Source organism: Parafannyhessea sp., from assembly GCF_051876455.1.
Lineage (GTDB): Bacteria > Actinomycetota > Coriobacteriia > Coriobacteriales > Atopobiaceae > Parafannyhessea.
In genome coordinates this window covers 1,375-4,121 of the sequence record NZ_JBJEHW010000034.1, presented here as the reverse complement: position 1 = coordinate 4,121, position 2,747 = coordinate 1,375, and the positions used below count along the sequence as shown (strand labels likewise).

At 65.9% G+C, this 2,747-nt stretch carries 2 protein-coding genes; one reads left to right on the top strand and one right to left on the bottom strand.

Annotated features, from left to right (window positions below):
• Positions 1-323 precede the first annotated feature (323 nt).
• Positions 324-929 carry a pentapeptide repeat-containing protein gene (locus ACI38Z_RS01650; RefSeq protein ID WP_439788447.1) on the top strand — a complete coding sequence of 202 codons (606 nt, stop codon included), beginning with the start codon at positions 324-326 and terminating at the stop codon, positions 927-929.
• Positions 930-1,002: 73 nt separating this feature from the next.
• Here ACI38Z_RS01650 and ACI38Z_RS01645 read toward each other — a convergent pair.
• Positions 1,003-2,747: glycogen synthase (locus ACI38Z_RS01645; RefSeq protein ID WP_439788446.1), on the bottom strand; the 1,745-nt coding region annotated here is incomplete at its 5' end.

The window sequence follows — 2,747 nt, the reverse complement described above, 5'->3', positions numbered from 1 at the left end:
TCACGTCCTCGGCGTCCTGCCGGGAGCCCAGGTACGTGTAGGCAAGCCGCAGGGACAGGTCGCCGTACGATTCCACGAGCCTGCGGGCCTCCCGCTCCACCTCCTTGGTGCGTGTCGTTCGATCCAAGTGAAAAACCTCCTCGATTTCCTGAGCGCTCACACACAACACGTTTGGCTGGAGGAAAGCTGACAGTGCTTCGCCAACATTGTGGCGCAACCGCGCCAGGGCGCGCGAACGTTGCCCAACATGGCGCGCGGGGCGGCGTTGGGCTATAGTTTCTGCGCTGGTAGAGGTGTATGGCGGGTGGCAAGCGGGAGCTTTGATGAAGGAAAAGGTCGTGAGCGACAGGCGCTATGAGGGCGTGGAACTCTCCGGTCAGATTGTGGCGCACGTGCGCATGTCGGGCTGCGAGTTTGTGGACTGCGTGCTGGACGCCTGCTCGCTTGGCGGGTGCACCGTGGAGAAGTGCACGTTCCGGGGCTGCCGCATATCGAGCCCGCGCTCGCAGAACAGCTACCTGCGCGATTGCGAATTTTATGACTGCGAGCTCGTGGGCGTGGACTGGTCGCTCCTGTGGCCGGACGACCGCAACGGCTCCGCCATCGGCAGGCTGGAGTCATGCCGCCTGCGCGAGTGCCGCTTTGACGGGCTCGGCATGCGCGGCCTGGGGTTTGGCGGCAGCTCCGCGCAGGGCTGCACCTTTGCGGCGTGCGACCTGCGCGACTGCGACCTGCACGGCTGCGACCTTTCCGGCACGCGCTTTGAGGACTGCCGCATGCAGCGCGCGGACCTCACGGGCGCCACCGGCTACCGCCTGAGCCTGCTGCGCAACCGCGTGCAGGGCGCGCGCTTCACCTACCCGGACTGCCTGGCCCTCCTGGAGGGCACGGGCGCCATCGTGGAGAGGGAGGAGCCGGACTCCAACTAGCGCCGCTGCCCGTGCTCCCGTCCGCAGTGCGGCGCGGCCCCGCCGCCGTGTGGCGATGCGGGGCCGCGCGTTGCTACTGCGTCAGCTCGAGGTAGAGGTCGCGGTACTGCTTTGCGGACTTCTCCCAGCTCACGTCCTTGTTCATGTCGCGCTTGACCATCTCGTCCCAGCACCAGCGGTTGGTGAAGTAGAGCGTCTTGGCGCGGTTGATGGCGTCGTACAGCAGGCCGGCGTCGTAGCGGTCGAACGTGAAGCCGTTGCCCTCGTTGCTGTACTTGTTGTAGGGCTCGACCGTGTCCTTGAGGCCGCCGGTCTCGCGCACGATGGGGATAGTGCCGTAGCGCATCGCGATGAGCTGCGTCAGGCCGCACGGCTCGAAGCGCGAGGGCACCATGAGGGCGTCCGCGCCGGCGTAGATCTGGTGCGAGCGCGCCTCGTCGTACATGATGTTGGAGCAGACCGTGCCCTTGTAGGTGTTCTCGTAGTAGCGGAACGAGTCCTCGTACTGCGCGTCGCCCGTGCCCAGGAGCACGACCTGGGTGTTGCCGTCCACCATGCCGGGGATGACGGCGTTCACGAGGTCGAGACCCTTCTGGTCGGTCAGGCGCGAGATGAGGCCAATCACCATCTTGGCGTCGTCCACCTCGAGCCCGAGCTCCTCCTGCAGGGCGCGCTTGTCCTCCTTCTTGTTGGCAATCACGCTCTTGGCGTCATAGGGCTTCTGGATGAACTCGTCGCGCGCGGGGTCCCAGATGTCCACGTCGATGCCGTTGACGATGCCGCGCAGCTTCCAGGAGTGGTAGCGCAGGTGCGCGTCCAGTCCCTCTCCGTACTCCGGGCTCTGGATCTCCTGCGCGTAGGTGCCGCTCACGGTGGTGATCATGTCCGCGTAGGCCAGGCCGCCCTTGAGGATGTTCGCCTCGGTCCAGTCCTGCTGGAGCGCACCCTCGTTGAAGACGTAGTCGGGCAGGTTGGTCCAGTACTTGATGGTGGGAATGTTGTACTTGCCCTGGAAGCGCAGGTTGTGGATCGTGAGCACGACCTTGGAACGCCCGAGCGGCGTGTTCTGGAACATGGTCTTGAGGAACAGCGGCACCAGGCCCGCCTGCCAGTCGTGGCAGTGGATCACGTCGGGCGTCCAGTCAAGGTAGTTGAGCGCCGCGAGCGCCGCCTTGCTGAAGTAGCAGTAGCGCGGGATGTCGTCCACCAGGTTGGTGTACGGGTTGCCGTAGCTGAAGAAGTCCTGGTTGTCGATGAAGTCGTACACGACGCCGGAGGGCGCGACGTACTCCATGATGCCTACGTAGAAGCTGCGGCCGTCCGCGCACAGGTCCATGTCGAACGACCCGCGGTAGACCATCTTGTCCTGCCACTGCTCCTTGATGCAGGCGTAGCGCGGCAGGATCACCTTGACGTCGCAGTTCTGCGCGACGAGCGCCTTGGGCAGCGCGTACATGACGTCGCCCAGGCCGCCGGTCTTGACGAAGGGATAGCACTCGGAGCCGATGAAGCAGATGCTGCGGCGCGGCTGGGGGAGAGGAGCGGGTGCCTTCTTGGGCTTAGGCTCCGCCTTGGGCTCAGGCTCTGCCTTGGCAGCGGGCTTGGGCTCCGCCTTTGCCGCAGGCTCGGCCTTGGGCGCGGGGGCCGCCTTGGCCGCCGGCTCGGGTGCGGGTTTGGGTGCAGCCTTGGGCTCGGGCTTGGGTGCAGGTTTGGGCTCGGGCTTTGCCGCGGGCTTGGTTGCGGCAGGCTTGGACTCAGGCTTCGGCTCGGGCTTCGGCTCGGGCTTGGCTGCGGGCTTCTTTGCAGCGGGCTTTGGCT